This window comes from Micromonospora sp. NPDC005174, assembly GCF_040608495.1.
In the GTDB taxonomy this organism is placed as follows: domain Bacteria; phylum Actinomycetota; class Actinomycetes; order Mycobacteriales; family Micromonosporaceae; genus Micromonospora.
In genome coordinates, this window is record NZ_JBEXIJ010000018.1 from 46,284 (window position 1) to 67,658 (window position 21,375).

Sequence of the window (21,375 nt, forward strand, 5' to 3'; positions counted from 1 at the left end):
GGCTCGGATCACCGATCGGGGCAACCGGACGGACGTACGGCGGATCTCAGCCAACGCTCAGGCTGCGAGCCGTACCGTGTGCCGCATGAGATCGCCGTCGCCGGCCGCGTGGTTCCGGCGTGCCCTGCCCACCCGCCGTCGCGTGATCGCCGCGGCGGTGGTCGCCGTGCTGCTGGTGGTCGCCGTCACCTGGGCGGTGTGGCCGCAGGGATCGGGCGTACGCACCCAGAGCGCGATGCTCACCGTCCGCTCCGGACCGTCCGGTGACCAGCCCGTGGACCTGGACACGACCCTCTACCTCCCGCCCGGCGCGTCGTCCGGTCGGAAGGTCCCCGCGGTCCTGCTCGCGCACGGTTTCGGCGGCACCAAGGAGTCGGTGCGCTCGGACGCCGAGGAGTTCGCCGGACGTGGGTACGCGGTGCTCACCTGGACCGCGCGGGGTTTCGGCCGCAGCGGCGGCGAGATCCATCTGGACAACCCGGACTACGAGGTGCGCGACGCCGAGCGGCTGCTGGACTGGCTGGCCGCCCGGCCCGAGGTGCGTACCGACGCCCCCGGCGACCCGAAGGTCGGCGTGGTCGGCGGCTCGTACGGTGGCGGGCTCGCCCTGCTGCTGGCCGCCCAGGACCGCCGGGTGGACGCGATCGTCCCCATGATCACCTGGAACGACCTCTCCCGCGCCTTCCTGCCGGAGAGCACCGGCGGCGCGCCGACCGAGGGTGTGTTCAAGAAGGGCTGGGCCGGTCTCTTCTTCGGCGGGGGCGGCAACGTGGGCAGCGGCCCGGCCGGGCTCGCCGGTACGACCGCCGCCCAGCCCGAAGGAGCGCCCGCGTCCGCCGGCCCACCGAGCCCGGGGCCGGGCGCCGGTCCTGGAACCGCGTCCGGTGGCCTCCCGGCCGGTGCCGCGGACCCGTCCTGCGGGCGGTTCGCCGCCGACGTCTGTGCCGCGTACCTGCGGATCGCCACCACGGGCCGGGCCGACCAGGCGGCCGTGGACGTGCTGCGCCGCTCCAGCCCGGCGGGTGTGCTGGACCGGATCAAGGCCCCCACCCTGCTGGTGCAGGGCGAGGCGGACACGCTCTTTCCCCTCGGCGAGGCGGACGCGAACGCCAAGGGGATCGCCGCCGCCGGCACCCCGGTGCGGGTCGCCTGGTTCACCGGCGGGCACGACGGTGGCACCGGCCCCCGTTCGGATTCGGACCGGGTGAAGTTCCTGACCGTCCAGTGGCTCGACCACTACGTCAAGGGCGAGGGCGACGCGCCCGGCGACGACTTCACGTGGTCCCGGATCGCCGGCTTCGACGCGCTCGACCGGGGTCTGGTCGCCACCGGCTTCCGCCGCGCCGACTACCCGGGCCTCGCCGGCAACGCCCGTCGGGAGGTGGTGGTCGCCGGTCCGGCGCAGCCGATCGCGAATCCGCCGAACGGCAACCCGGCCGCCATCTCCTCGATCCCGTTCGCCGGTGGCCTCGCCTCCCTGCTCGACGGTGTGGCCGGCGACATCCCCGGCCAGCACGCCCGCTTCGAGTCGGCGCCGCTGACCGAGGCCGTGGACGTGGCCGGCGCGCCGACCGTGACCGTGCGGGCCGCCTCGCCGACCGGTGAGGCGGTGCTCTTCGTCAAGCTCTACGACGTCGACAAGGACGGGGCCGCCACCCTGCCGAACGGGCTGGTCGCCCCGATCCGGCTCAGCGGTCTGCCGCAGCGGGTGCAGGACGCCCGCCCGGTCACCGTGACGCTGCCCGGGATCGTCCGCCGGATCGAGGCTGGCCACCGGCTGCGCCTGGTGGTCGCCAGCTCCGACCAGGCATACACCACGCCCGCCGCGCCCACCGTCTACACGGTGGCCGCGGACGGCGCGGTCACCCTGCCGACCGTCGACGGCGAGCCCATCGGAACCGCGGCGACCGTCTGGCGCTGGGTGCTCGCCGGCCTCCTCGCCGCCATCGTGCTCGGGCTCGTCGTGGTCGTCGCCGTGGTCCGCCGCCGACACCGTCGCCAGGACCGGTCGGTGCATCCGGAGTACGCGGACACGCCGCTGGCCGTGCGGGCGCTGCGCAAGGAGTACGCGGACGGCTTCGTCGCGGTGTCGAACGTGGACTTCGAGGTGCACCCGGGCCAGGTGGTGGGCCTGCTGGGGCCCAACGGCGCGGGCAAGACCACCACCCTGCGGGTGCTGATGGGGCTGACCCAGCCGACCGCCGGGGAGATCTACGTCTTCGGTCGTCGGCTGGTACCCGGCTCGCCCGTGCTGTCGAGGATCGGCGCGCTGGTGGAGGGGCCGGGGTTCCTGCCGCACCTCTCCGGCCTGGCCAACCTCAGGGCGTACTGGCGGGCCACCGGGCGGCCGGCCGAGGACGCGCACTTCGACCAGGCGTTGGAGATCGCCGGGCTCGGCGACTCGGTGCACCGGAAGATCAAGAACTACAGCCACGGCATGCGTCAGCGGCTCGCCATCGCCCAGGCCATGCTCGGCCTCCCCGAGCTGCTGGTGCTGGACGAGCCGACCGACGGGCTGGACCCGCCGCAGATCGCCGAGATGCGCCGGGTGCTCCAGCGGTACGCCACCGACGGCCGGGCGGTGCTGGTCTCCAGTCACCTGCTCGCCGAGGTGGAGCAGACCTGCACGCACGCGGTGGTGGTCAACAAGGGCCGGATCGTCGCCTCCGGGCCGGTCCAGGAGATCGTGGGCGAGTCGCCGAGCGTCCTGTTCGACGTCACCGATCCGGAGGCGGCTCGGGCGGTGCTGGACCGGCTGCACGGCGTACGGGTGCTGCCGGAGAGCGACGGGCAGCTCGTCGTCGACACCAACGGCACGGCTCGCAGCGAGGTGGTGGCCGAGCTGGTACGCGCCGGCATCGGAGTGGACCGGGTGGTGCCCCGGCGGCGCCTGGAGGACGCGTTCCTCGCCCTGGTGGGCGAGAACTCTCGGGGAAGCGGTGACCGGTGATGGCTGGATCTTCCGTCGAAGCGCCGGTGGGCGTCACCGATCCGGCCGGCGCGGCCCTCGGCTACCGGCCGTCGGCCACCATGCCCTTCGGGGCGGAGTTCCGCCGGCAGGCATCCCGGCGGCGAACCCAGCTCGCGCTCGGGTTCATGGTGCTGCTGCCGCTGATCATCCTGATCGCCTTCCAGTTCAACTCCGGTGGCGACGACGACAACGGCAACAACGAGTTCGCCAGCCTTGTCGACCTGGCCACCTCGGGCGGGCTCAACTTCACCCTCTTCTCGATCTTCGTGTCGGCGTCGTTCCTGCTGGTCGTGGTCGTCGCGCTGTTCTGCGGCGACACGGTGGCCAGCGAGGCGAGCTGGGGGAGCCTGCGCTACCTGCTGGCCATCCCGGTGCCCCGGGCACGACTGCTGACGGTGAAGCTGGTGGTCGCGCTCGCGTACTCGAGTCTGGCCCTGGTGCTGTTGGCCGGCACCGCCCTGCTCGCGGGCACCCTGCGCTACGGCTGGTCGCCGCTGCGCAGCACGGTGGCCGCCGAGCTGGAGCCGGGCGAGGGGCTGCTCCGGCTGCTCGCGGTGCTCGGCTACCTGGCGGTCGTACTCCTGGTGGTGGCCGGCCTGGCGTTCCTGCTGTCGGTGACGACGGACGCCGCGCTCGGCGCGGTCGGTGGCGCGGTCCTGCTGTGGATCCTGTCCAGCATCCTGGACCAGATCACCGCCCTGGGCGCGCTGCGGGACTTCCTGCCCACCCACTTCAGCACCGCCTGGCTGGGGTTGCTGTCCACGCCGGTGCAGACCGACGACGTGGTACGCGGCTGCATCTCGGCGATCAGCTACGCGACGCTGTTCTGGGGGCTGGCGTTCTGGCGCTTCACCCGCAAGGACATCACGTCGTAGGTTCGCGCCAGGCGCTGACCCCGATCCGGCCGGTGTTGCCCACGTCGATCGGGCCGTCCGGGTCGACCTCCTCGGCCGGCTGACCTGCGGCGGGAGCCACCGTCAGGTACGCACCGTCGGTGGCGACCACCGTCGAGTCGGTCACCAGGTTGCGCCAGAGGACGGAAGCGATGGCCCGTTCGCCTCTTTGCAGCGTGATCGGCTGCGGCGGCTGGTCGAAGCCGGACGTGATGTCCTTCGCCCCGTTCTGAACCGCCAGAATGATCGGCTTGCGCTGCTCGTCGAGGACCCACACCGTCGGGTATCCGTTGAGCCGGTACGGGCGGTCACCGCAGTTGACCAGCTCCAGGCCGAGGGCGCGCAGCCCCATCGCGGCGTCCCCGCCGGTCGACCGGATGCGGACACCGGATGCCGGGCACTCGGCAACCGGCGTGGTGCCCGCCTCGGGCGCGGTCGTGGTCTTGGGCGGCGGGCCGGTGGGGTCGCCGCCCTGCCCCGCGTGATCGCGCGGCACGCAGGCGCTGAGAGCGAGAACCAAGACGGCCGCCGCACCGATGTGTCGCCCGCTGGCGCTCCGGAAGATCATCCCCCGATCCTCGCGCACCGACCCGGCCCGTTGGTGCCCGGCCTTGTCGCCGCTCGCGCTAGATCGCCGCTGTGCGCCTGCCGGTGCTCAAGATCCGCGCAACTTCCCTGTTGTTGCTGCTTGCGGCGCCCGGGAGGCAGCAACAACCCTGATGTTGTGCGGATCTTCGGGCGCTGAGGGGCTGGGGTGTGGTTACCGGGCGGCCGATGCCAGGATCTCCTCCAGATTGTCGGTCATCCCCCTCGGCCCGTCGCGCGATCTGCACGGTGGGGACCGAAGTGCTGCGCAGTTCGGCCATCTGGGACGTCGTCGTCCGGCTCGCACAGCCTGTCGGAGTGGCGGGTGGGCAGGGCGCAGCGGGGGCTGCCGGGTCAGGCAGCACCCTCCGGTGGCCCGCCACCGAGTCGGCCGCGGCGTTCGAATTCCAGCAGATCGGCGAGGTCCTGCTCCTCCTGTTGACGGGCCTCCTCCGCCTGCTTCTCGCGGCGCCGTTGATCGTATTCGGCATACACGTGCCCGACTCGGGCCTCGGCGTCAGTGGCCGAAATTCCGCCAGCGCCGGCCAGCACCTGCCGTTCATTGAAGGTCAGGAACGCGTCGGCGCGCTGAACCCATTCCGCCATCAGGATCTGCTGTCGGCGGCGCGCCCGGTCCTCGGCGAAGTCGAGGAACATCGTGGTCAGGCGATTCAACTCGCTGATCTCGTCAGCGGTCAGGTAGTTCTTGGAGACAGCGATGTCCGCCTTGCGTACTTGCTGGCCCCGCCAGGTGGTCAAGCCCATGGTGGGTGAACTCGGGTCGGCCCGCTTCACCATCAGCTCACCAGCGGTGTGGCCGGTGACCGCGTAGATCAACTTGTTCTGGATGGTGGCGAAGAAGGTCCTGGCGGTATCGCTGGTCCCGGAGTAGTCGGCGCTGGTGGCGGCGAAGATGTCGCGGACCTTCTGGTAGAAACGCTTCTCGGACGCCCGGATGTCCCGGATGCGTTCCAGCAGCTCGTCGAAGTAATCCGCAGCGGCGGCGTCCTTGAGCCGCTCGTCCTGCATGGCGAAGCCTTTGACCAGGTATTCCGACAGCACGGTCGTGGCCCATTGGCGAAACTGCACCGCGCGGGGTGTGGTCACCCGGTAGCCGACAGCCAGGATCATGTCGAGGTTGTAGACCTTGACCTCGCGCCGCACCTGCCGCGTGCCCTCGATTCGAACCATCAACTCAGAGTTGATAGTTGCCTCGGTCACTTCTCCATCGGCCAGCACCCGGGACAGGATCTGCTCGATGTTCTGCACCGAGGTGCCGTACAGCTCGGCCATCTGGGCCTGCGTCAGCCAGACCGTCCCCTTGGTCGCCCGAAGCTGGACGACCGAGCTGCCGTCGTCGGCGCGGTAGAGGATCAGCTCGCCAGCAGGATCAGTCATCCGTGGCTCCTTCGGTGAGGGCTCGGGTGATCCCGGTGGCGTCGAACCGGGCGGGCTGGAAGTCGGCGGCTGAGGCGAGGCCGAGCAATTCCAGTCGGTCACCGTGTTCGGGATGGCCGGGATCGGTCAACACCTCGACAAGTTCCGCGTAGCCCCAGACGCCGCCACAGTCCTCCGGCGGGGCCGCCCGCCGCCCGCCCGTGCAGCGGGGATACCCGACCGGTTGTCGGTCCAGCATCTTCTCCACGGCGATCTCGTGTGTCCAGTTGTCGCCGAGGTCGTACGTGTACCTGAATCGGTCGCCGACGCCGGGCGCGACCTGTTCCAGGGTGACCGGGGCTTCGGCGCGGTAGCCCAACTCCCGGTCGGCGACCCCGAAGTCGCCGTAGGGGGTTTCGAAGACGTGCAGGTGGGCGTCGTCCCAGCCGAAGGCCACCTGGATGATGTGGTGCAGGTCGGCCAGGCTCGTGTCGGCGGGCAGTTCCAGACGCCGCCAGATCGGGGGCTTCGCCCCCCGCAGACTCACCTTGAGTTGGTAGATGGGCGCGGCCGGCGCGGTTTTTCTCCGCTTCGCCGGCAGCTTCCGCCCAGCGGTACGCCGTCGTGCGCGGGTCTGGATCTGCTGCGCCTGCCCGGCGATCTGGCTGATGATGTCCAGCAGTTCGAGGGTGGTCTGACGGGTGTCTGCGTCGTGCTCGGCGGGTGGGCGCGTCGGCTCGGGCAGCGTGCTGATCCGGGCTCGCAGCAGCAGCGCGAGCAGGTGGTAGCCCGGCCACGCCTCATCATCGTCGAACTCGTCCTCGAGCTCCGTGGGGTCGCGTTCCTGGTCGTGGTCTGCGCGGGCGTCGAGGGCCCGTTCGACCTGCCACCGAAAGTCGGCCGGGTCCAACAGTTCCTCGGCGATCGTCAGACCGGCACGGCGGCCGTTCTGCTGGATGGTGGTGACAACCTCGGCCAGGGCGTCAGCGGGAAAGAACACGATATCGGCAGCCGCGTCACAGTGGAGGTGGTCGACGTGGACGACGAACCCGTACGAGCGCCCCGCCCGCTCGAAGGCGCAGACGAGCATGGAGGCGCTGCCCGCCGGGTCGGCGAACCGCCGACATGGGCCGACCCGCACGGGCTGGCGTAGCTCACTGGCCCAACTCGGCGCTTCGACGCCCGCGTCCATCAGACGCCGGGCGGCGGCCGCTGCGACGGTGCCCTCCCGGACGGCGTCGATCGCGAGCAGTACGGCGAGCGCCTCCGGCGTGCCGATCTCGGCAACGGCCGGCAGCATGCCATCGTTGAGAGCCTCGGTGAAGTCTTCGCCGGCAAGATCACCGGCGGACAGGAAATTCGCGGCAAACAACTCGGCCTCGACGGGATCGTCCGTCTTGATCAGGTGTGCACCCTCGCCGACCAGGTCGACGATGAAGCTCTGCGGGTCGACGTCGGCGCCCGAACACGCCGGGCAGTCGCACTGTTCGACGTCGGTGAGCTGGGCACGACGAACAACCTGCTGCCCGGACCGGCTGGGCTTGGCGCGCTTACGGCGGCGACTCTCGGGGCTCATCCGAGCATGTTTCCACGACCGCCCGGGTGGCTTCACACAACTCGCCGGGGTGGTCGGCGCGCAGCGCACAGCGGGCACCGCCGGGTAGGCGGTTGTCGCACCAGACGCGGGTACGCAGGAACTGCCGGTCCTCCTCGCTGAGCGTCGTCTCGCCGAAGTCGATGGCGAGCACATGACCGAGGGAGTGGCGCAGCGCCATGGCCAGCGCCGCAGCGTCGTCGATCCGGTGCAGGGTGGTCGGCAGGTGAATGATCCAGTGCGGTTCGGTCATCGGGACCACCGGTTGTTTGGTGCGGTCGAGACGGCGCGGACGAGCTGGGGAAGCAGTAGCCGGATGGGCTGGTAGATCACAGTGGACCGCCTTCCGTTCGATGCTGGTTGCGGGCGGCGCCGGGGCGGGCGGGGTCGGCCGGCACGCCCGCGCGTGACGTACCGGCCGGAGCTCAGCACCCACCCCGGGCCCTTTCCTTCCCACGCAGGTCCGCGGGCAGGTTCAGGTGGTGGCGGGTTCCGCGCCGGACAACCCGCCGGTGTACGACGTGAGCGCGGCGACCGCCGCGGAAAGGCTCTCGGTCATCAGCCCGAGCTGGTCGGCAGCCCGGTGCCACTGCCCGGCCGCGGTCTCGGTCGCCGGGTCGTTGGTCGAGTCGTGCTGGTCGGTGTCGAGGAGCTGCCGCCCAGCAGTGGTGATCCGGGCCGGGAGCGCGCCGATCCGGTTGGCCGCACCGGCCAACTGGTCTCGGACGGTGTCCAGCACCTCGACCAGAGCGCCGATGGTGGCCCGACCCTGATGGCCGGCGTCGGTGCGGAGCAGGTGGACGCCGTCACTGAGCTGCCGTTCCGCGTCACCGGCCAGGTCGAGCGCATCCTCGCCGCTGCGCCGCGCCAGCCGGATCGCCGGATGGGCGCAACCCGCCCCGGTCCGTTCCAGCAGCACAGCGGCGGCGGCGACGGCGAGGTACGTCTCGCGCAGCTCCGCCGTCACCTGCTCCACGGACCAGATAGCGCTCGCCGCCGGCACTTCCGTCTCGGTCTCCGACACGGTCACGGGTGGACTCCTCTCGTGGGGTTACGGGGGATGCCGGGGCAGCGCCACAACCAGCCCAGCTCGGGTCCTGGACCACCTTTGAGCGCTGCCCCGGCTTCAAACCGGGCAAAGCCCGGAGGGTGAACCAACCCTGGTGCCAACCCGGACGGCTCACCTTCATGCTATTGCACCTAGTGACATAGGTCAACCAAGTTGTTGAGGCGCGAACTCGTGTCGTGATCAGATGGGATTGCCAACCCGGAAGGAACACCGATGCCCGCAATCCCTTTGAGCTATGCAGACATCGCGGCTGACATCGCCGCCCGGATCAGGAGCGGGGAGTACGGGCCAGGTACCAAGATTCCGTCATACGCGCAGCTCAGTGACCTGTACTCGGTGTCGGTATCCACTGCGGCTCGCTCGGTGGCACTCTTACGCGATCGGGGTGTCGTTGTTGGCGCTCCGGGGCGGGGAGTGTTCGTTCCCGAGCCAGACTCTGACGAGGCCGACGGCTAAATAATGCGTAGGTCGGTAGCCGCTTGCCCCACATTCGGGGCAGCTCGACAGGGTGTGCGGGCACCACGCCAGCCGGTACGTTGAGGGTTCGGGAGCGCTCCCAATGCGCGAGAGTCACTGGGGTGTCGGTCAAATCAGGGCAAAGTCGCAATTACAGCATTGCGCCTCAGGTTCTCCCGCCGGGGATTTTCCCACTAGCAAAGAACTTATTAACATCGATGCCTTGAGGCCCCACCATGGAAGAGATCTGTTCCCTTCGATGGAGGTCTCCATGAACGTCTCTCGGCTCGGCGGGCCGACCCTGTCCCTGTTCCGCATCGTGATCGGCCTGCTGTTCACGCTGCACGGCCTCTCGTCGGTCTTCGGGTTGTTCGGCGGCAACCCGATGACCGGCAAGGCGGTACCGCTCGGCACCTGGCCGGGCTGGTGGGCCGCCCTGATCCAGCTCATCTGCGGCGCGCTGGTGCTGGTCGGACTCTTCGCCCGACCAGCCGCGCTTCTCGCGTCCGGCTCGATGGCGTACGCCTACTTCGTCGTGCACCAGCCGGACGGCCTGCTGCCGCTGTACAACGGCGGTGAGCAGGCGGCCCTCTTCTGCTGGTCGTTCCTGCTGGTTGCGACGCTCGGCTCGGGCCCGTGGGCGCTCGACTCATTGCTCTTCAAGCGGCGTGCCGAGGTGCCGTCGATGGCCGAGCCCAGCCCGGTGAACGCCTGACCGATGCGTCACGCGCGTCGCCGGAGCGTCGGCGTGTCGGCTCCGGCGACGCGTGCGTGAAGGGGTCGGCCAAAGGGCGTGGACGGGTCAGGCCGTCGGTCGGGATGTGAGGACCGCGTCCAGGAGGCCGGGGTAGAGCGTGTCCACCTCGTCGCGGCGCAGTCGGACCAGGCGGCTCGTGCCGGCGGCCCGGGTGCGGGTCAGGCCGGCCTCGCGCAGCACCTTGAGGTGGTGGCTGCGGGTCGCCTTGGAGACGCCGAAGTCGAAGCTGCCGCAGGCGGCCTCACCGCCGTCGGCGAGCGCCCGGACGATCTGCAACCGCACGTCGTCGGCGAGTGCGGCCAGCACGGCGGTGACCGGTACGGCGGTCAGGTCGGGTTCGTGCAGCTCCATGTGACCAGTCTAACCCTTGTTCGACAACGATCGAACAACACCCTATGGTCGGTGTCGTTGGTTCGAAGATACTCGAACAGGAGCTGACGATGCGATCCCGCGCCGCCGCCTACCCATTGCTCGCCGCGCTCGCCTGGGGTGCGATGTTCCCGATCCTGGCCACCGCGCTGACCACTGTCGACCCGCTCAACCTGACCACCGCCCGCTATCTGTTCGCCGCCGTCATCCTGGTCGGCATCCTGCTGCTCCGCGAGGGGTCGGCCGCGCTGCGGCTCGGCGGTCGGGGAGCCGAGGTAATGGTGCTGGGCGTCGTCGGCTTCGCCGGTTTCAACCTGCTCACCAACCTGGCTCTCGAACACGCCGCCCCGCAGCAGGTCTCCCTCTTCGTGGCGACCACCCCGATCATCACCCAACTGGTGCGGTGGGCCCGGGACGGCGTACGACCGAAGCCCTTCCTGCTGGCCCTCTCCCTGGTGGCGCTCCTCGGAGTCGGCCTGGTGATCACCCGCGGGAGCCTGGCCGGCCTCGGCCAGTTCGGTCTCGGCGGCCTCATGATGATCGGCGCGGTGCTCGGCTGGGCCGTCTACACCCACGGCGCGACCCGGTTCGGCGGCTGGTCGCCGCTGCGCTTCACCACGCTGACCGCGCTCGCCGGCACGGCCGCCATGCTGGCCGCGAGCATCGGCGCCGACGCCGTCGGGTGGCAGCACGCGCCGACGGCCGCCGACCTCGTGGCGATCACCCCGCAACTGGCGTACGCCGTGCTCGTCGCCGCAGTCGTCGCGGTGCTGGCCTGGAACACCGGCGTGCAGCGGCTGGGCGCGGCCAACGCGGCCCTGTTCATGAACCTGGTCCCGGTGACCACCTTCGTCGTGCAGATCGCCCGTGGCTACCGGCCGGAGACGGTCGAGCTGGTCGGAGCGGCGATCACCATCGCCGCGCTGGTCGGCGCGAACCTCGCCGCGCGGACCCGTCCCCGGCCCTCGTCGCTGCCCCGGCCGACAGCGGTCACCGACCCCGTCGCGGTGGTCGACCCGGTGGCGGTGGCCAACCGCTGACCCACTGGCTGGGATGCCCGGTGGAGGCGCCGGGCAACGTTGCCTAGACTCGACGGCACAACTGCATACCTCATCCAGAGGGGCTGAGGGATACGGCCCGACGACGCCCCGGCAACCACCCCGCGCGCTCACCGCTGAGCGACCCGCGGGGCAGGTGCCAATTCCGTCCCCGCCGCACCGTGCGATGCGGGGAAAGATGAGAGGACTCTCGACATGACGTCGACGCTCGCCGCCTCCGGCATCGACACCTCCGCCAGCCCCGCCCGTGCCCTCGTCTGCCGCGCCTGTTCGGCCCGCTACCCGCTCGCCGCCCAGCACGCCTGCTACGAGTGTTTCGGCCCGCTGGAAGTCGACTACGACACCGCCGCCCTGGCCACGGTCACCCGCGAGCAGATCGAGGCCGGCCCGGACAACATCTGGCGGTACGCCGCGCTGCTGCCCGCCGGGCAGGACCCGGCCACCCGGGTCACCCTCGACCCGGGGCTGACCCCGCTGGTGGCGGCACCGCACCTCGCCGCCGAGATGGGCATCACCGCGCCGCTCTGGGTCAAGGACGACAGCGCCAACCCGACCCACTCGTTCAAGGACCGGGTCGTCTCGGTGGCGTTGACCGCCGCCAAGGCACTCGGCTTCACCCGCTTCGCCTGCGCGTCCACCGGCAACCTGGCCAACTCGGTGGCCGCGCACGCCGCCCGCGCCGGCGTTCCCTCGATCGTCTTCATCCCCTCCGACCTGGAGCAGGGCAAGGTCATCACCACCGCCGTGTACGGCGGCGAACTGGTCGCCATCGACGGCTCGTACGACGACGTCAACCGGCTCTGCGGTGAGCTGGTGGAGACCGACGAGTTCGAGGACACGGCCTTCGTCAACGTGAACGTCCGGCCGTACTACGCGGAGGGTTCCAAGACCCTCGGCTACGAGGTGGCCGAGCAGTTGGGCTGGCGGATTCCCGCCCAGGTGGTGATCCCGATGGCCAGCGGCGAACTGCTCACCAAGATTGACAAGGCGTTCTCCGAGCTGGTCGAGATCGGCCTGGTCGACGCGCCGGCCGGCGGCTGGAAGGTCTTCGGCGCGCAGTCGGCCGGCTGCAACCCGATCGCCACGGCCCTGCACGCCGACACGGACACGATCATCCCGGTCAAGCCCACCGGCATCGCCAAGTCGCTCAACATCGGTGACCCGGCCGCCGGCCTCTACGCACTGGAGGCGGTGCGCCGCACCGGTGGCTGGATGGAGTACGCCGACGACGACGAGATCCGCGCCGGCATCCGCGACCTGGCCCGTACCACCGGGGTCTTCGCCGAGACGGCGGGCGGCGTGACCGCGGCAGTGTTGCGCAAGCTGGTCGAGTCCGGCCGGCTCGACCCGACGGCGGAGACGGTCGTCTTCAACACCGGCGAGGGTCTGAAGACCATCGACGCCGTGGCCGCACAGGTCGGGCCGACCCACCACATCAAGCCGTCCCTGCGTGCCGCCCGGGACGCGGGGCTTCTGGGCTGAATCCGCCCGGTGACTGGGTTTTCGCTGTGAGTGTGGAAAACCCGCCGCTCTGGACTTGACGGCAGGAACCGGACGGCGCAAGATGCTCCGTGCGGGAGGGCATTTCGCCGAAGACTTTTGAAGTTCTTGCGACCCAACGCCGGAGGCGTTGTGCGAATGCCCCTCCCGACCACGTCCGACAGGGCCAGCGAATAATCGCTGGCCCTGTCGCTTTTGCGGCTGTCAGGCTCACCGGCATGAGCATCACGATCGTGCCGTTCGACGGCACCGACCGGGCCGCGGTCGACGAGGCGTACCGGATCGGAGCGGCGGCCACCGAGGCCGACCTGCCCGACTTCCCACCGTCCTGCCGGCAACGCTTCGACGGGTTCTTCCACGCCCCGATGCCCGGCACCCGCTCGCTCTGGGCGCTGGCCCGCCTGGACGGTGCGCCCGCCGGTTACCTCCAGCTCGACCTGCCGCAGCTCGACAACACCGACAACGCCACCGCCGAGCTGAAGGTCCATCCGGACCTGCGGCGTCGTGGTGTCGGCCGGGCCCTGCACGAGTACGGGGTACGCCTGCTGCGCCAGCACGACCGCAAACGGGTGACGGCGATGACGGTCTCCGCGCTGCCCGGCGGTCCGGCCCGACCGGTGGCGGGTCACGCGTTCGCCGCCGCGATGGGCGCGCACTCCGCGCTGGCCGAGGTGCGTCGCCGGCTGACCATCGCCGACATCGACCGGCTCGCGCTGCGGGCGGCCCTGGCCGACGCGCAGCCCCACGCCAAGGGCTACCGGTCCGTCTCCTGGCAGGGCACCACCCCACCCGAGTACGTCGCGGACGTCGCCTACCTGGACGGCCGGCTCATGACGGACGCGCCGCTGGGCGACGTGCAGTGGGAACCGGAACAGGTCGACGCCGAGCGCATCCGGGGCAACGAGCGCGCCCTGGACGCCCGGGGTAGGCGGCGCTACCACCTCGGGATGCTGCACGAGGCGTCGGGCCGGCTGGTCGCCTGGACCCTGCTCGACGTGGGCGCCTCCGTCGACTGGCACGCGTTCCAGCAGATCACCATCGTCGACCCGACCCACCGTGGCCACCGGCTGGGCCTCATCGCCAAGGCGGAGAACCTGCACCATCTGCTCACCCACGAGCCCGCGGTACGCGTCGTCGACACCTGGAACGCGGCCAGCAACAGCTACATGGTGGCGATCAACAAGCAGCTCGGCTTCCGCCCGGTGGACGCCTGGGACAACTGGCAGCTCACCCTCTGACGGGTATCCGCCCCTACTGCTCGCCGACCGGGCTGTTGCATGATGGCGGGCATGACGGAGACCCCGCATTCCCTGTACGACAGGCACGCCGACACCCTCAACCGTGCGCTGACCGCGATCACGGAGCGGGGTTACTGGTCCGCCTATCCCGAGTCCCCCAGCCCCCGCGTGTACGGCGAGACCGCCGCCGCCGACGGCAAGGCCGCCTTCGAGGCGTACCTCGGTGGTGACTTTCCGCTCGATCAGCCCGGCGCTGGCGGGCGGATCACCACCGAGACGAGCCCGTTCGGGGTCGACCTGGCGGTGCGGTACCCGCACGCCGGCACCGACGAGCTGGTCACCGCCGCCTCCGCCGCGCTGCCGGCGTGGCGCGACGCCGGTCCGCAGGCCCGGGTGGGTGTCTGCCTGGAAATCCTCGACCGGCTGCACAAGCACATCTTCGAGCTGGCCAACGCGGTGCAGTTCACCAGCGGGCAGGCGTTCGTGATGGCGTTCCAGGCCGGCGGCGCGCACGCGCTGGACCGGGCGCTGGAGGCGCTGGCGTACGCGTACGCCGAGATGACCCGGCACCCGGGCACCGCCGGTTGGGAGAAGGCCGCCGGCAAGGGCGACCCGCTGCGGATGACCAAGACGTTCCACGTGGTCCCCCGTGGTGTGGCGCTGGTGATCGGGTGCAACACCTTCCCGACGTGGAACTCGTACCCCGGGCTGTTCGCCTCGCTGGTCACCGGCAACCCGGTGATCGTGAAGCCGCACCCGCGCGCGGTGCTGCCGCTCGCGATCACCGTGAAGTACGCGCGGGAGGTCCTCGCGGAGGCCGGCTTCGACCCGAACCTGATCCTGCTGGCCGCCGAGGCGCCGGGCGAGAAGCTCGCCAGCGACCTGGCGCTGCACCGGTCCGTCAAGATCGTCGACTTCACCGGCTCCACCGAGTACGGCGACTGGCTGGAGACGCACGCCCGGCAGGCGTCGGTCTACACCGAGAAGGCCGGCCTCAACACCGTGGTGATCGACTCCACCGACGACTTCACCGGCATGTGCCGCAACCTCGGTTTCACCCTGACCCTCTACAGCGGTCAGATGTGCACCACCTCGCAGAACATCCTCATCCCGGCCGGGGGCATCGAGACCGACCAGGGGCACAAGAGCTTCGACGAGGTGGCCGGTGGAATCGCCGCGGCGGTCGGCAAGCTGACCGCCGACCCGGCCCGGGGTGTCGAGCTGACCGGCGCGATCGTCAACGACGGGGTGTTGGAGCGGTTGGCCGAGGTGACCAAGGTCGGCGAGCCGGTCCTGGAGTCGCGGACGGTGGCCCACCCGTCGTACGCCGACGCGGTGGTGCGTACCCCGACGATCGTCAAGCTGACCGCGGACGACGCCCAGACGTACGGCCGGGAGTGGTTCGGGCCGATCTCGTTCGCCATCGCGACCGACTCCACCGCGCACAGCCTGGAGCTGCTGCGCAGGACGGTCGGCGAGAAGGGCGCGCTCACCGCCGGGGTCTACTCGACCGACGAAGCGGTGCTGGACGCCACCGAGGCGGTCGCCGTCGAGGTCGGAGTGCACCTGTCCTGCAACCTCACCGGCGGTGTCTTCGTGAACCAGTCGGCGGCCTTCTCCGACTTCCACGGCAGCGGCGCCAACGCGGCGGCCAACTCGGCGCTGACCGACGGGGCTTACGTGGCGAATCGGTTCCGGATCGTGCAGTCGCGGCGGCCTGCCTGATCTTTGGTTGCGGTGGGGGTTTCCGGGGCGGTGCGTGATTGGTCGCGGTTGGGGTTTCCGGGGCAGCCCGCCCCGCTCCGGGCGGTCAGGCTTGATCCCTGCGCGGGGCGGGCTGCCCCGGAAACCCTTTTGTGGGCACGGTTGTCGCCTGACGCTCCGGCTTTGGGTGGGAGATCTTCGTGGTCTTGCCTTGGGAAGAGTTCTCTTTATGCTGTTCGGCGCATCTGGAGTTCGGTCAGGGCGGGGATCGTGGGGTGGGGGACCCGTACGCCGGTGTCTTCGAAGCCCAGCCGCTGGTAGGCCCGGTAGGCGCGATCGTTGCCGACCACCACCTCCAGCAGCAGTTCCGGCCGGTCGCACGCCCGTGACCAGGCGGCCACCCCGTCGATCAGCTCGCCGAGCAGCCCGCGGCCCCGCCACGTCGGCGTGACGTACACGGCATAGATCACGGTCAGCCCCGGCTCGTTCGGAGCGACCGTTCCGCCGGCGTGCCCGACGAGCCGGCCGCCCGGGTCCGCGACGAACTGCGCGTTGTGGGGACCGGTCGACGTGTACGCCACCCGGGCGGCGAACTCGTTGTGCGGTCGGGCCGCAGCGTCCGCCAATGTCTCCAGGAAGGCCAACGGCGCGTCGGCGAGCATCTCCAGGCGCAGCGCCCGCATCCGGGCGGCGTCCTGCGGCCGTACCCGGTGAATCCGCGCCTGCCGCAGGGCCGGACCGCCCGTGTCGGTGGTCATGTCCGAATGCCTACCACAGGGCCGGACGCTCACCGCGATCAACGGCGGCCAGATCGCCTACATGCGGTCAAAGGCAACCATCGTCATGAATCCGTCAGCGCGTTCGAGGCGCCCTGGACCATGCCCGATTTGTGGTCGTGCGCGACCGTCACTGCTCGTGTAGCGTGCGATTTCGATCACCTCTTTCAGCGGTCGTCGTCGATCGCTGTGGCGGTGGTCCGTGGGTGTCCGGCGTGCCGGACGTCCGGGCAGGCAACGCCGCGCAGAGTGAGGGATGTGCACCGTGGCCCAGGGTTCCGTGAAGTGGTTCAACGCCGAGAAGGGCTACGGCTTCATCGCCGTGGACGGCGGTCAGGACGTGTTCGTCCACTTCTCTGCTATCGAGATGGACGGCTACAAGGCCCTCGACGACGGTCAGCGGGTGGAGTTCGAGATCGCCCAGGGCCAGAAGGGTCCGCAGGCGGAGCACGTCCGCGTCATCGGCTGACCGGTTCCCCGATCTACCCGCCGGTGGTTCGCCCCGATCGGCTGGCGAGTCGGGGCTGCGGCGCGGACGCCCGCCCTGGAAGATCGTGAACCGTTCCAGCCGATGCTGAGGAGGGTTCATGACCGACCAGACGCCGCCACCCGCCACGCCCTCCGGGCCGGGTGAGCCGGGCCCGTCCGACCCCAACCCGCCCGCCGAAGGCTCCGGCACGGCGCCCTCGTCCGGCGCGGCCCCGGGCACACCGCCCTCGCCCGGCGTCGCGATGCCACCCGTCGGCGTGCCGCCACAGGGCTGGAACCCCGCGACGGACGCCTGGGGGCAGCCCGTCGGTCCGCCGCCGGGCTGGGACCCCGCGCAGGGAGCCTGGGGTCAGCACGCCGGGCCGCCGCCGGGCTGGACCTCCCCTCCCGTCGGCGGCTACCCGCCGGGGGCCGGCCCCTACGGTGGACAGCCGTGGTATCCGGGGGCGCCGGTCGGCTGGTACCCGCCGGGTCACGGCCTCGACCCGAACGACCCCCTCATCACTCCGCCCGGTGCCGGCATCGGTGCCTGGTTCGAGCGGTTCTGGGGCGCGCTGCGCCGGGGCTGGCGGCAGTTGGTGCCGATCATGCTGCTCACGCAGGTGCTGCCGGCGGCGGTGCTCTCGGTCATCTCGTTCGGTGTGGACCCGTCGCCCGCCTGGGAGGCGCAGGCCGAGACGAACCCGAGCGGGCTTCCGGACAACTTCGCCACCGGCCTGTTGACCCTCGTCGTCGTGCTGGTCGGCGGCAGCCTGGTGATCGGCCTCGTGCAGGCGCTGGGCTGGGCCGCGGGTAGTTGGGTGATCACCCAGCAGGCGGCCGGCCGACCCGCCCGCCTCGACGCGGCGCTGCGGTACGGGCTGCGTCGGGCGCTCGGCGTGTGGGGCTGGACGCTGCTGGTCAGCCTGCTCATCGGCGTCGGAGTCTGTTTCTGCGTGCTGCCGGGCATCTACCTGGCGTTCGCGTTGAGCATGGCCGGGCCGGTCTACCTGTTCGAGCGGGACAACCCGATCGGCCGTTCGTTCCGGATGTTCCACGACCGGCTCGGGATGCTGCTCGGTCGGGTGGCCCTGGTGGGTGTCGCGGTGATCATCGGAACCATGGTTCCCGGGATCCTGGAGTCGGCCGGTACCGCCGCGTTCGGCGCGGATCCCTTCGCGTCCCCGGGTGCCGCGGTCGGGGTGGTGGCGGTCATCGGCCTCACGGCGGTGCTGGCCCTGCCGGCCCACCTCGTCCAGTTGGTCGGGCTGCTGATCACGTACGCCGAGCAACGTGCTCACGAAGGGCCCGTGAACGCGGCCACACTGGCCGCGGAACTCGGCTGACCGAGCTCATCGTGCTTGCACTCGGCAGGTGAGAGTGCTAAACAAGTCATTGGCACTCGCGTACCGTGAGTGCCAATGGTCGGGACGGTGGGGCCTGGTTGTGCCGGTGTGGAGACGCCGGGGCAGCACATGGCCGGTCGTCGCGGGCTATCCGGCCCGACCGGAGGACGTCGTCGTCGCCTGGTGGCGACGTCCCAAGGTGCGTAAACCAGGCGGCCCATCCGGGACACACACTCGGGTGGCCGTGAGTGTCCAGGAGGACAACGCCGTATGGCAAAGATGATCGCGTTCGACGAAGAGGCGCGCCGCGGCCTCGAGCGGGGCATGAACCAGCTCGCTGACGCCGTGAAGGTGACCCTCGGCCCCAAGGGCCGCAACGTCGTGCTCGAGAAGAAGTGGGGTGCCCCCACCATCACCAACGATGGTGTGAGCATCGCCAAGGAGATCGAGCTCGAGGACCCGTACGAGAAGATCGGCGCCGAGCTGGTCAAGGAGGTCGCCAAGAAGACCGACGACGTCGCCGGTGACGGCACGACGACGGCGACCGTCCTGGCCCAGGCCCTGGTTCGCGAGGGCCTGCGCAACGTGGCCGCCGGCGCCAACCCGATGGCCCTGAAGCGGGGCATCGAGGCTGCTGTCGCGAGCGTCTCGGAGGAGCTGTCCAAGCTCGCCAAGGACGTCGAGACCAAGGAGCAGATCGCCTCCACCGCCTCCATCTCCGCTGGTGACAGCAGCGTCGGCGAGATCATCGCCGAGGCGATGGACAAGGTCGGCAAGGAAGGCGTCATCACCGTCGAGGAGAGCAACACCTTCGGGCTGGAGCTGGAGCTCACCGAGGGTATGCGCTTCGACAAGGGCTACGTCTCGGCCTACTTCATGACCGACCCGGAGCGCATGGAGGCCGTCTTCGACGACCCCTACCTCCTGATCGTCAACAGCAAGATCTCGTCGGTCAAGGACCTGCTCCCGATCCTCGAGAAGATCATGCAGTCGGGCAAGCCGCTGCTGATCATCGCCGAGGACATCGAGGGCGAGGCTCTGGCCACCCTGGTCGTCAACAAGGTCCGGGGCACCTTCAAGTCGGTCGCCGTCAAGGCGCCGGGCTTCGGTGACCGCCGCAAGGCCATGCTTGCCGACATCGCCATCCTCACCGGTGGTCAGGTCATCAGCGAGGAGGTCGGCCTCAAGCTCGACGCCGTCGGCGTCGACATGCTGGGCCGCGCCCGCAAGGTCGTGGTGACCAAGGACGAGACCACCATCGTCGACGGTGCCGGTGACGCTGAGCAGATCCAGGGCCGGGTCAACCAGATCCGGGCCGAGATCGACAAGAGTGACTCCGACTACGACCGCGAGAAGCTGCAGGAGCGGCTGGCCAAGCTGGCCGGTGGCGTTGCGGTGATCAAGGTCGGCGCGGCCACCGAGGTCGAGCTCAAGGAGCGCAAGCACCGCATCGAGGACGCCGTTCGCAACGCGAAGGCGGCCGTCGAGGAGGGCATCGTCCCGGGTGGTGGCGTCGCGCTGGTGCAGGCCGGTAAGACCGCCTTCGACAAGCTGGACCTGGTGGGCGACGAGGCCACCGGTGCCAACATCGTCAAGGTCGCGCTGGACGCCCCGCTGCGGCAGATCGCCGTCAACGCCGGCCTCGAGGGCGGCGTCGTGGTGGAGAAGGTCCGCAACATCGAGGCGGGTCACGGTCTCAACGCCGCGAACGGCGAGTACGTCGACCTGCTGGCCGCGGGCATCATCGACCCGGCCAAGGTGACCCGTTCTGCGCTGCAGAACGCGGCGTCGATCGCCGCGCTGTTCCTCACCACCGAGGCTGTTGTCGCGGACAAGCCGGAGAAGACCCCGGCTGCCCCGGCTGGCCCGGGTGGCGGGGACATGGACTTCTGAGTCCAGTTCCGACACACCGAACGGGGCGGGCCGCTGACGCGGTCCGCCCCGTTCGTCGTCAGGTGGGCAGGGGTCGCTGGTTGCGGCGCTTCTGCGCCCGGTCGTACGGCGGCAGCAGTTGGATCGGCGCGTCCACCATCTCCTGCGGTTCCTCGGTCGCCGGCTGACCGTCGGTGGTCATCTCGGCCAGTTGCTCGGCGTCGCCGTAGTCCAGTCGGTCGAACGGCAGTTGACCGGGCAGCTCACCGACCGGTTTCCAGGTGATCGGCGGGCCGTCCTCGGTCTGGTCGTCATCCGTGGTCATGGCTGCCTCCTCTACCGAAACGGTAGGGGGCGTCGATGCCCGACGCGGGCGAATGGATCAATGTCCCATTTGCCTGTTATGGCGTCGGCAGCGTCCGCCGGTACAGGAAGAAGACCCGCTCGATCCGCGCACCCGCGCTGCCCGAGTAGAACGGCACCGGCCCCACCCAGCCGATCTCCGCCCGGTCCAGCCCGGCCGCACGCTGGTCCCGTAGGCAGCGCCGCAGCAGCACCCCGCCGATGCCCGAGCCCTCGGCGGCCGGGGCGGTGCCCATCGGCCCGAACCAGCTCGGCCGGGACGACCCGTAGGCGGCGAAACCCAGCACCTCGCCGGCCTGCTCCGCCAGGTGGCAGCCGGCCCCCTCGCGGCCCACCGATCCCGCCAGCTCACCGTCCCAGGCCCCGCCGAAGGTGGACCGGGCGAACGCGGTCAGCGCCGGCAGGTCCGCCGGCTCCGCCCGGCGTACCGTGACACCCTGCCCAGCCAGCCGTTCCTCGGCGGCCGTCGTCGACCGCAGCGCCGGCGACCCGTCGTACGACAGGTCCGCGGTCATGTTCCAGGCGGTCCGGTCCTGCTGGTAGCCGAGCGCCAGGGCCGCGCAGACCGCCGGCGTGTACCGCACGTCGATGCCCGGCCAGGCGTAGTACGGCGGGCTTCCGGCCAGCAGCACCTCCGTCACGCCGTGCCCGGCGAGGGCCTGCTCGGCCCGGGCGAGCAGCGCACGGCCCACGCCCCGGCGGCGCTGACCCGGCAGTACGGCCACCAGGTCCACGTGCCCGATGCCCGGCTCGGTCGGCGACACCGAGCCGATGAGCACCCCGACGAGATCGTCCCCCCGGTACGCCCCCAGCCCGATCACCGGCCGGTCGGCGGCGGCCCGGGGCCAGAGCACGTCCACGATCGCGTCCGCCTCGGCCGCGTCCTCCGGCAGGTCGAGCGCCTGCGCGCAGAGCCGAGCCACGGTGGGCACGAGGTCCAGGGCCAGTTCGGTGACGGTGATCTCGGCGTCCATGGTCG

The 21,375-nt window shown here is 70.6% G+C and carries 20 protein-coding genes and 1 riboswitch; of the genes, 11 read left to right on the forward strand and 9 right to left on the reverse strand.

Annotated elements, in window-relative coordinates:
* Positions 1 to 85: 85 nt before the first annotated feature.
* Both ABZU91_RS20335 and ABZU91_RS20340 read left to right on the forward strand, forming a co-directional pair.
* Positions 86 to 2,950: an alpha/beta fold hydrolase gene (locus ABZU91_RS20335; RefSeq protein ID WP_355242470.1), complete on the forward strand. Its 2,865-nt coding sequence runs from the start codon at positions 86 to 88 to the stop codon at positions 2,948 to 2,950.
* The gene (locus tag ABZU91_RS20340; RefSeq protein ID WP_355242472.1) at positions 2,950 to 3,846 is read left to right on the forward strand and encodes an ABC transporter permease; all 897 of its coding nucleotides are present in this window, start codon (positions 2,950 to 2,952) and stop codon (positions 3,844 to 3,846) included. Before ABZU91_RS20335 ends, ABZU91_RS20340 begins: the two co-directional genes overlap by 1 nt.
* On the opposite strand, the gene ABZU91_RS20345 is transcribed toward ABZU91_RS20340, so the two are convergent.
* From ABZU91_RS20345 to ABZU91_RS20365, 5 genes are all read right to left on the reverse strand, one after another.
* On the reverse strand, positions 3,836 to 4,432 hold the full coding sequence (locus tag ABZU91_RS20345) for a DUF4232 domain-containing protein (RefSeq protein ID WP_355242475.1): 597 nt from the start codon (positions 4,430 to 4,432) through the stop codon (positions 3,836 to 3,838). The two genes, ABZU91_RS20340 and ABZU91_RS20345, sit on opposite strands and share 11 nt — an antisense overlap.
* A 371-nt stretch (positions 4,433 to 4,803) precedes the next feature.
* Entirely contained in the window at positions 4,804 to 5,949 is a 1,146-nt protein-coding gene (locus ABZU91_RS20350) for a virulence RhuM family protein (RefSeq protein WP_355242477.1), read from the reverse strand.
* The gene (locus ABZU91_RS20355) at positions 5,840 to 7,402 is read right to left on the reverse strand and encodes a plasmid pRiA4b ORF-3 family protein (protein ID WP_355242480.1); all 1,563 of its coding nucleotides are present in this window, start codon (positions 7,400 to 7,402) and stop codon (positions 5,840 to 5,842) included. Before ABZU91_RS20355 ends, ABZU91_RS20350 begins: the two co-directional genes overlap by 110 nt.
* On the reverse strand, positions 7,377 to 7,673 hold the full coding sequence (locus ABZU91_RS20360; RefSeq protein WP_355242483.1) for a hypothetical protein: 297 nt from the start codon (positions 7,671 to 7,673) through the stop codon (positions 7,377 to 7,379). Before ABZU91_RS20360 ends, ABZU91_RS20355 begins: the two co-directional genes overlap by 26 nt.
* Before the next feature lie 222 nt (positions 7,674 to 7,895).
* Positions 7,896 to 8,450 carry a hypothetical protein gene (locus ABZU91_RS20365; protein WP_355242486.1) on the reverse strand — a complete coding sequence of 185 codons (555 nt, stop codon included), beginning with the start codon at positions 8,448 to 8,450 and terminating at the stop codon, positions 7,896 to 7,898.
* Between the two features lie 252 nt (positions 8,451 to 8,702).
* Between ABZU91_RS20365 and ABZU91_RS20370 the strand changes: the two genes are divergently transcribed.
* Positions 8,703 to 8,945 carry a GntR family transcriptional regulator gene (locus ABZU91_RS20370; RefSeq protein WP_355242489.1) on the forward strand — a complete coding sequence of 81 codons (243 nt, stop codon included), beginning with the start codon at positions 8,703 to 8,705 and terminating at the stop codon, positions 8,943 to 8,945.
* A gap of 271 nt (positions 8,946 to 9,216) precedes the next feature.
* Positions 9,217 to 9,660 (forward strand): DoxX family protein, encoded by a 444-nt coding sequence (locus tag ABZU91_RS20375; RefSeq protein ID WP_355242492.1) that lies wholly within the window; start codon positions 9,217 to 9,219, stop codon positions 9,658 to 9,660.
* An 87-nt stretch (positions 9,661 to 9,747) separates the two neighbouring features.
* On the opposite strand, the gene ABZU91_RS20380 is transcribed toward ABZU91_RS20375, so the two are convergent.
* Entirely contained in the window at positions 9,748 to 10,053 is a 306-nt protein-coding gene (locus tag ABZU91_RS20380; RefSeq protein WP_355242495.1) for a metalloregulator ArsR/SmtB family transcription factor, read from the reverse strand.
* Between the two features lie 89 nt (positions 10,054 to 10,142).
* On the opposite strand from ABZU91_RS20380, the gene ABZU91_RS20385 reads away from it, so the two are divergent.
* The 4 genes from ABZU91_RS20385 to paaN all read left to right on the forward strand — a co-directional run bounded on the left by ABZU91_RS20385 (position 10,143) and on the right by paaN (position 15,592).
* Positions 10,143 to 11,111: a DMT family transporter gene (locus tag ABZU91_RS20385; RefSeq protein WP_355242498.1), complete on the forward strand. Its 969-nt coding sequence runs from the start codon at positions 10,143 to 10,145 to the stop codon at positions 11,109 to 11,111.
* Between the two features lie 67 nt (positions 11,112 to 11,178).
* Positions 11,179 to 11,314, forward strand: a riboswitch (SAM riboswitch).
* A gap of 10 nt (positions 11,315 to 11,324) precedes the next feature.
* Entirely contained in the window at positions 11,325 to 12,611 is a 1,287-nt protein-coding gene (thrC, locus tag ABZU91_RS20390) for a threonine synthase (RefSeq protein ID WP_355242501.1), read from the forward strand.
* Positions 12,612 to 12,847: 236 nt separating this feature from the next.
* Positions 12,848 to 13,867: a GNAT family N-acetyltransferase gene (locus ABZU91_RS20395; protein WP_355242504.1), complete on the forward strand. Its 1,020-nt coding sequence runs from the start codon at positions 12,848 to 12,850 to the stop codon at positions 13,865 to 13,867.
* Between the two features lie 51 nt (positions 13,868 to 13,918).
* Complete coding sequence (gene paaN, locus ABZU91_RS20400; protein WP_355242507.1) at positions 13,919 to 15,592, forward strand: phenylacetic acid degradation protein PaaN; 1,674 nt, start codon at positions 13,919 to 13,921, stop codon at positions 15,590 to 15,592.
* A gap of 206 nt (positions 15,593 to 15,798) precedes the next feature.
* Here the strand turns inward: paaN and ABZU91_RS20405 are convergent, their stop codons facing one another.
* A complete protein-coding gene (locus tag ABZU91_RS20405; RefSeq protein WP_355242510.1) occupies positions 15,799 to 16,329 on the reverse strand; it encodes a GNAT family N-acetyltransferase in 531 nt (176 codons plus the stop codon).
* Positions 16,330 to 16,612: 283 nt separating this feature from the next.
* On the opposite strand from ABZU91_RS20405, the gene ABZU91_RS20410 reads away from it, so the two are divergent.
* The 3 genes from ABZU91_RS20410 (at position 16,613) to groL (ending at position 20,054) form a co-directional block, all read left to right on the forward strand.
* Positions 16,613 to 16,816 carry a cold-shock protein gene (locus ABZU91_RS20410; RefSeq protein WP_124815530.1) on the forward strand — a complete coding sequence of 68 codons (204 nt, stop codon included), beginning with the start codon at positions 16,613 to 16,615 and terminating at the stop codon, positions 16,814 to 16,816.
* A gap of 118 nt (positions 16,817 to 16,934) precedes the next feature.
* A complete protein-coding gene (locus ABZU91_RS20415; RefSeq protein ID WP_355242513.1) occupies positions 16,935 to 18,161 on the forward strand; it encodes a hypothetical protein in 1,227 nt (408 codons plus the stop codon).
* Positions 18,162 to 18,431: 270 nt separating this feature from the next.
* Positions 18,432 to 20,054, forward strand: coding sequence for a chaperonin GroEL (gene groL, locus ABZU91_RS20420; protein WP_355242516.1), 1,623 nt, complete (start codon positions 18,432 to 18,434; stop codon positions 20,052 to 20,054).
* A gap of 58 nt (positions 20,055 to 20,112) precedes the next feature.
* On the opposite strand, the gene ABZU91_RS20425 is transcribed toward groL, so the two are convergent.
* Complete coding sequence (locus ABZU91_RS20425) at positions 20,113 to 20,358, reverse strand: hypothetical protein (RefSeq protein ID WP_355242519.1); 246 nt, start codon at positions 20,356 to 20,358, stop codon at positions 20,113 to 20,115.
* A gap of 76 nt (positions 20,359 to 20,434) precedes the next feature.
* Positions 20,435 to 21,370 (reverse strand): GNAT family N-acetyltransferase, encoded by a 936-nt coding sequence (locus ABZU91_RS20430; RefSeq protein WP_355242522.1) that lies wholly within the window; start codon positions 21,368 to 21,370, stop codon positions 20,435 to 20,437.
* Positions 21,371 to 21,375: the final 5 nt, after the last annotated feature.

Coding starts and splice junctions, on each gene's coding strand:
- ABZU91_RS20355 (WP_355242480.1), bottom strand. CDS start 7,402: ATGAGCCCCGAGAGTCGCCGCCGTAAGCGCGCCAAGCCCAGCCGGTCC.
- ABZU91_RS20345 (WP_355242475.1), bottom strand. CDS start 4,432: ATGATCTTCCGGAGCGCCAGCGGGCGACACATCGGTGCGGCGGCCGTC.
- ABZU91_RS20385 (WP_355242498.1), top strand. CDS start 10,143: ATGCGATCCCGCGCCGCCGCCTACCCATTGCTCGCCGCGCTCGCCTGG.
- ABZU91_RS20405 (WP_355242510.1), bottom strand. CDS start 16,329: ATGACCACCGACACGGGCGGTCCGGCCCTGCGGCAGGCGCGGATTCAC.
- ABZU91_RS20335 (WP_355242470.1), top strand. CDS start 86: ATGAGATCGCCGTCGCCGGCCGCGTGGTTCCGGCGTGCCCTGCCCACC.
- paaN (WP_355242507.1), top strand. CDS start 13,919: ATGACGGAGACCCCGCATTCCCTGTACGACAGGCACGCCGACACCCTC.
- ABZU91_RS20425 (WP_355242519.1), bottom strand. CDS start 20,358: ATGACCACGGATGACGACCAGACCGAGGACGGCCCGCCGATCACCTGG.
- ABZU91_RS20415 (WP_355242513.1), top strand. CDS start 16,935: ATGACCGACCAGACGCCGCCACCCGCCACGCCCTCCGGGCCGGGTGAG.
- ABZU91_RS20375 (WP_355242492.1), top strand. CDS start 9,217: ATGAACGTCTCTCGGCTCGGCGGGCCGACCCTGTCCCTGTTCCGCATC.
- ABZU91_RS20360 (WP_355242483.1), bottom strand. CDS start 7,673: ATGACCGAACCGCACTGGATCATTCACCTGCCGACCACCCTGCACCGG.
- groL (WP_355242516.1), top strand. CDS start 18,432: ATGGCAAAGATGATCGCGTTCGACGAAGAGGCGCGCCGCGGCCTCGAG.
- ABZU91_RS20370 (WP_355242489.1), top strand. CDS start 8,703: ATGCCCGCAATCCCTTTGAGCTATGCAGACATCGCGGCTGACATCGCC.
- ABZU91_RS20340 (WP_355242472.1), top strand. CDS start 2,950: ATGGCTGGATCTTCCGTCGAAGCGCCGGTGGGCGTCACCGATCCGGCC.
- ABZU91_RS20395 (WP_355242504.1), top strand. CDS start 12,848: ATGAGCATCACGATCGTGCCGTTCGACGGCACCGACCGGGCCGCGGTC.
- thrC (WP_355242501.1), top strand. CDS start 11,325: ATGACGTCGACGCTCGCCGCCTCCGGCATCGACACCTCCGCCAGCCCC.
- ABZU91_RS20430 (WP_355242522.1), bottom strand. CDS start 21,370: ATGGACGCCGAGATCACCGTCACCGAACTGGCCCTGGACCTCGTGCCC.
- ABZU91_RS20380 (WP_355242495.1), bottom strand. CDS start 10,053: ATGGAGCTGCACGAACCCGACCTGACCGCCGTACCGGTCACCGCCGTG.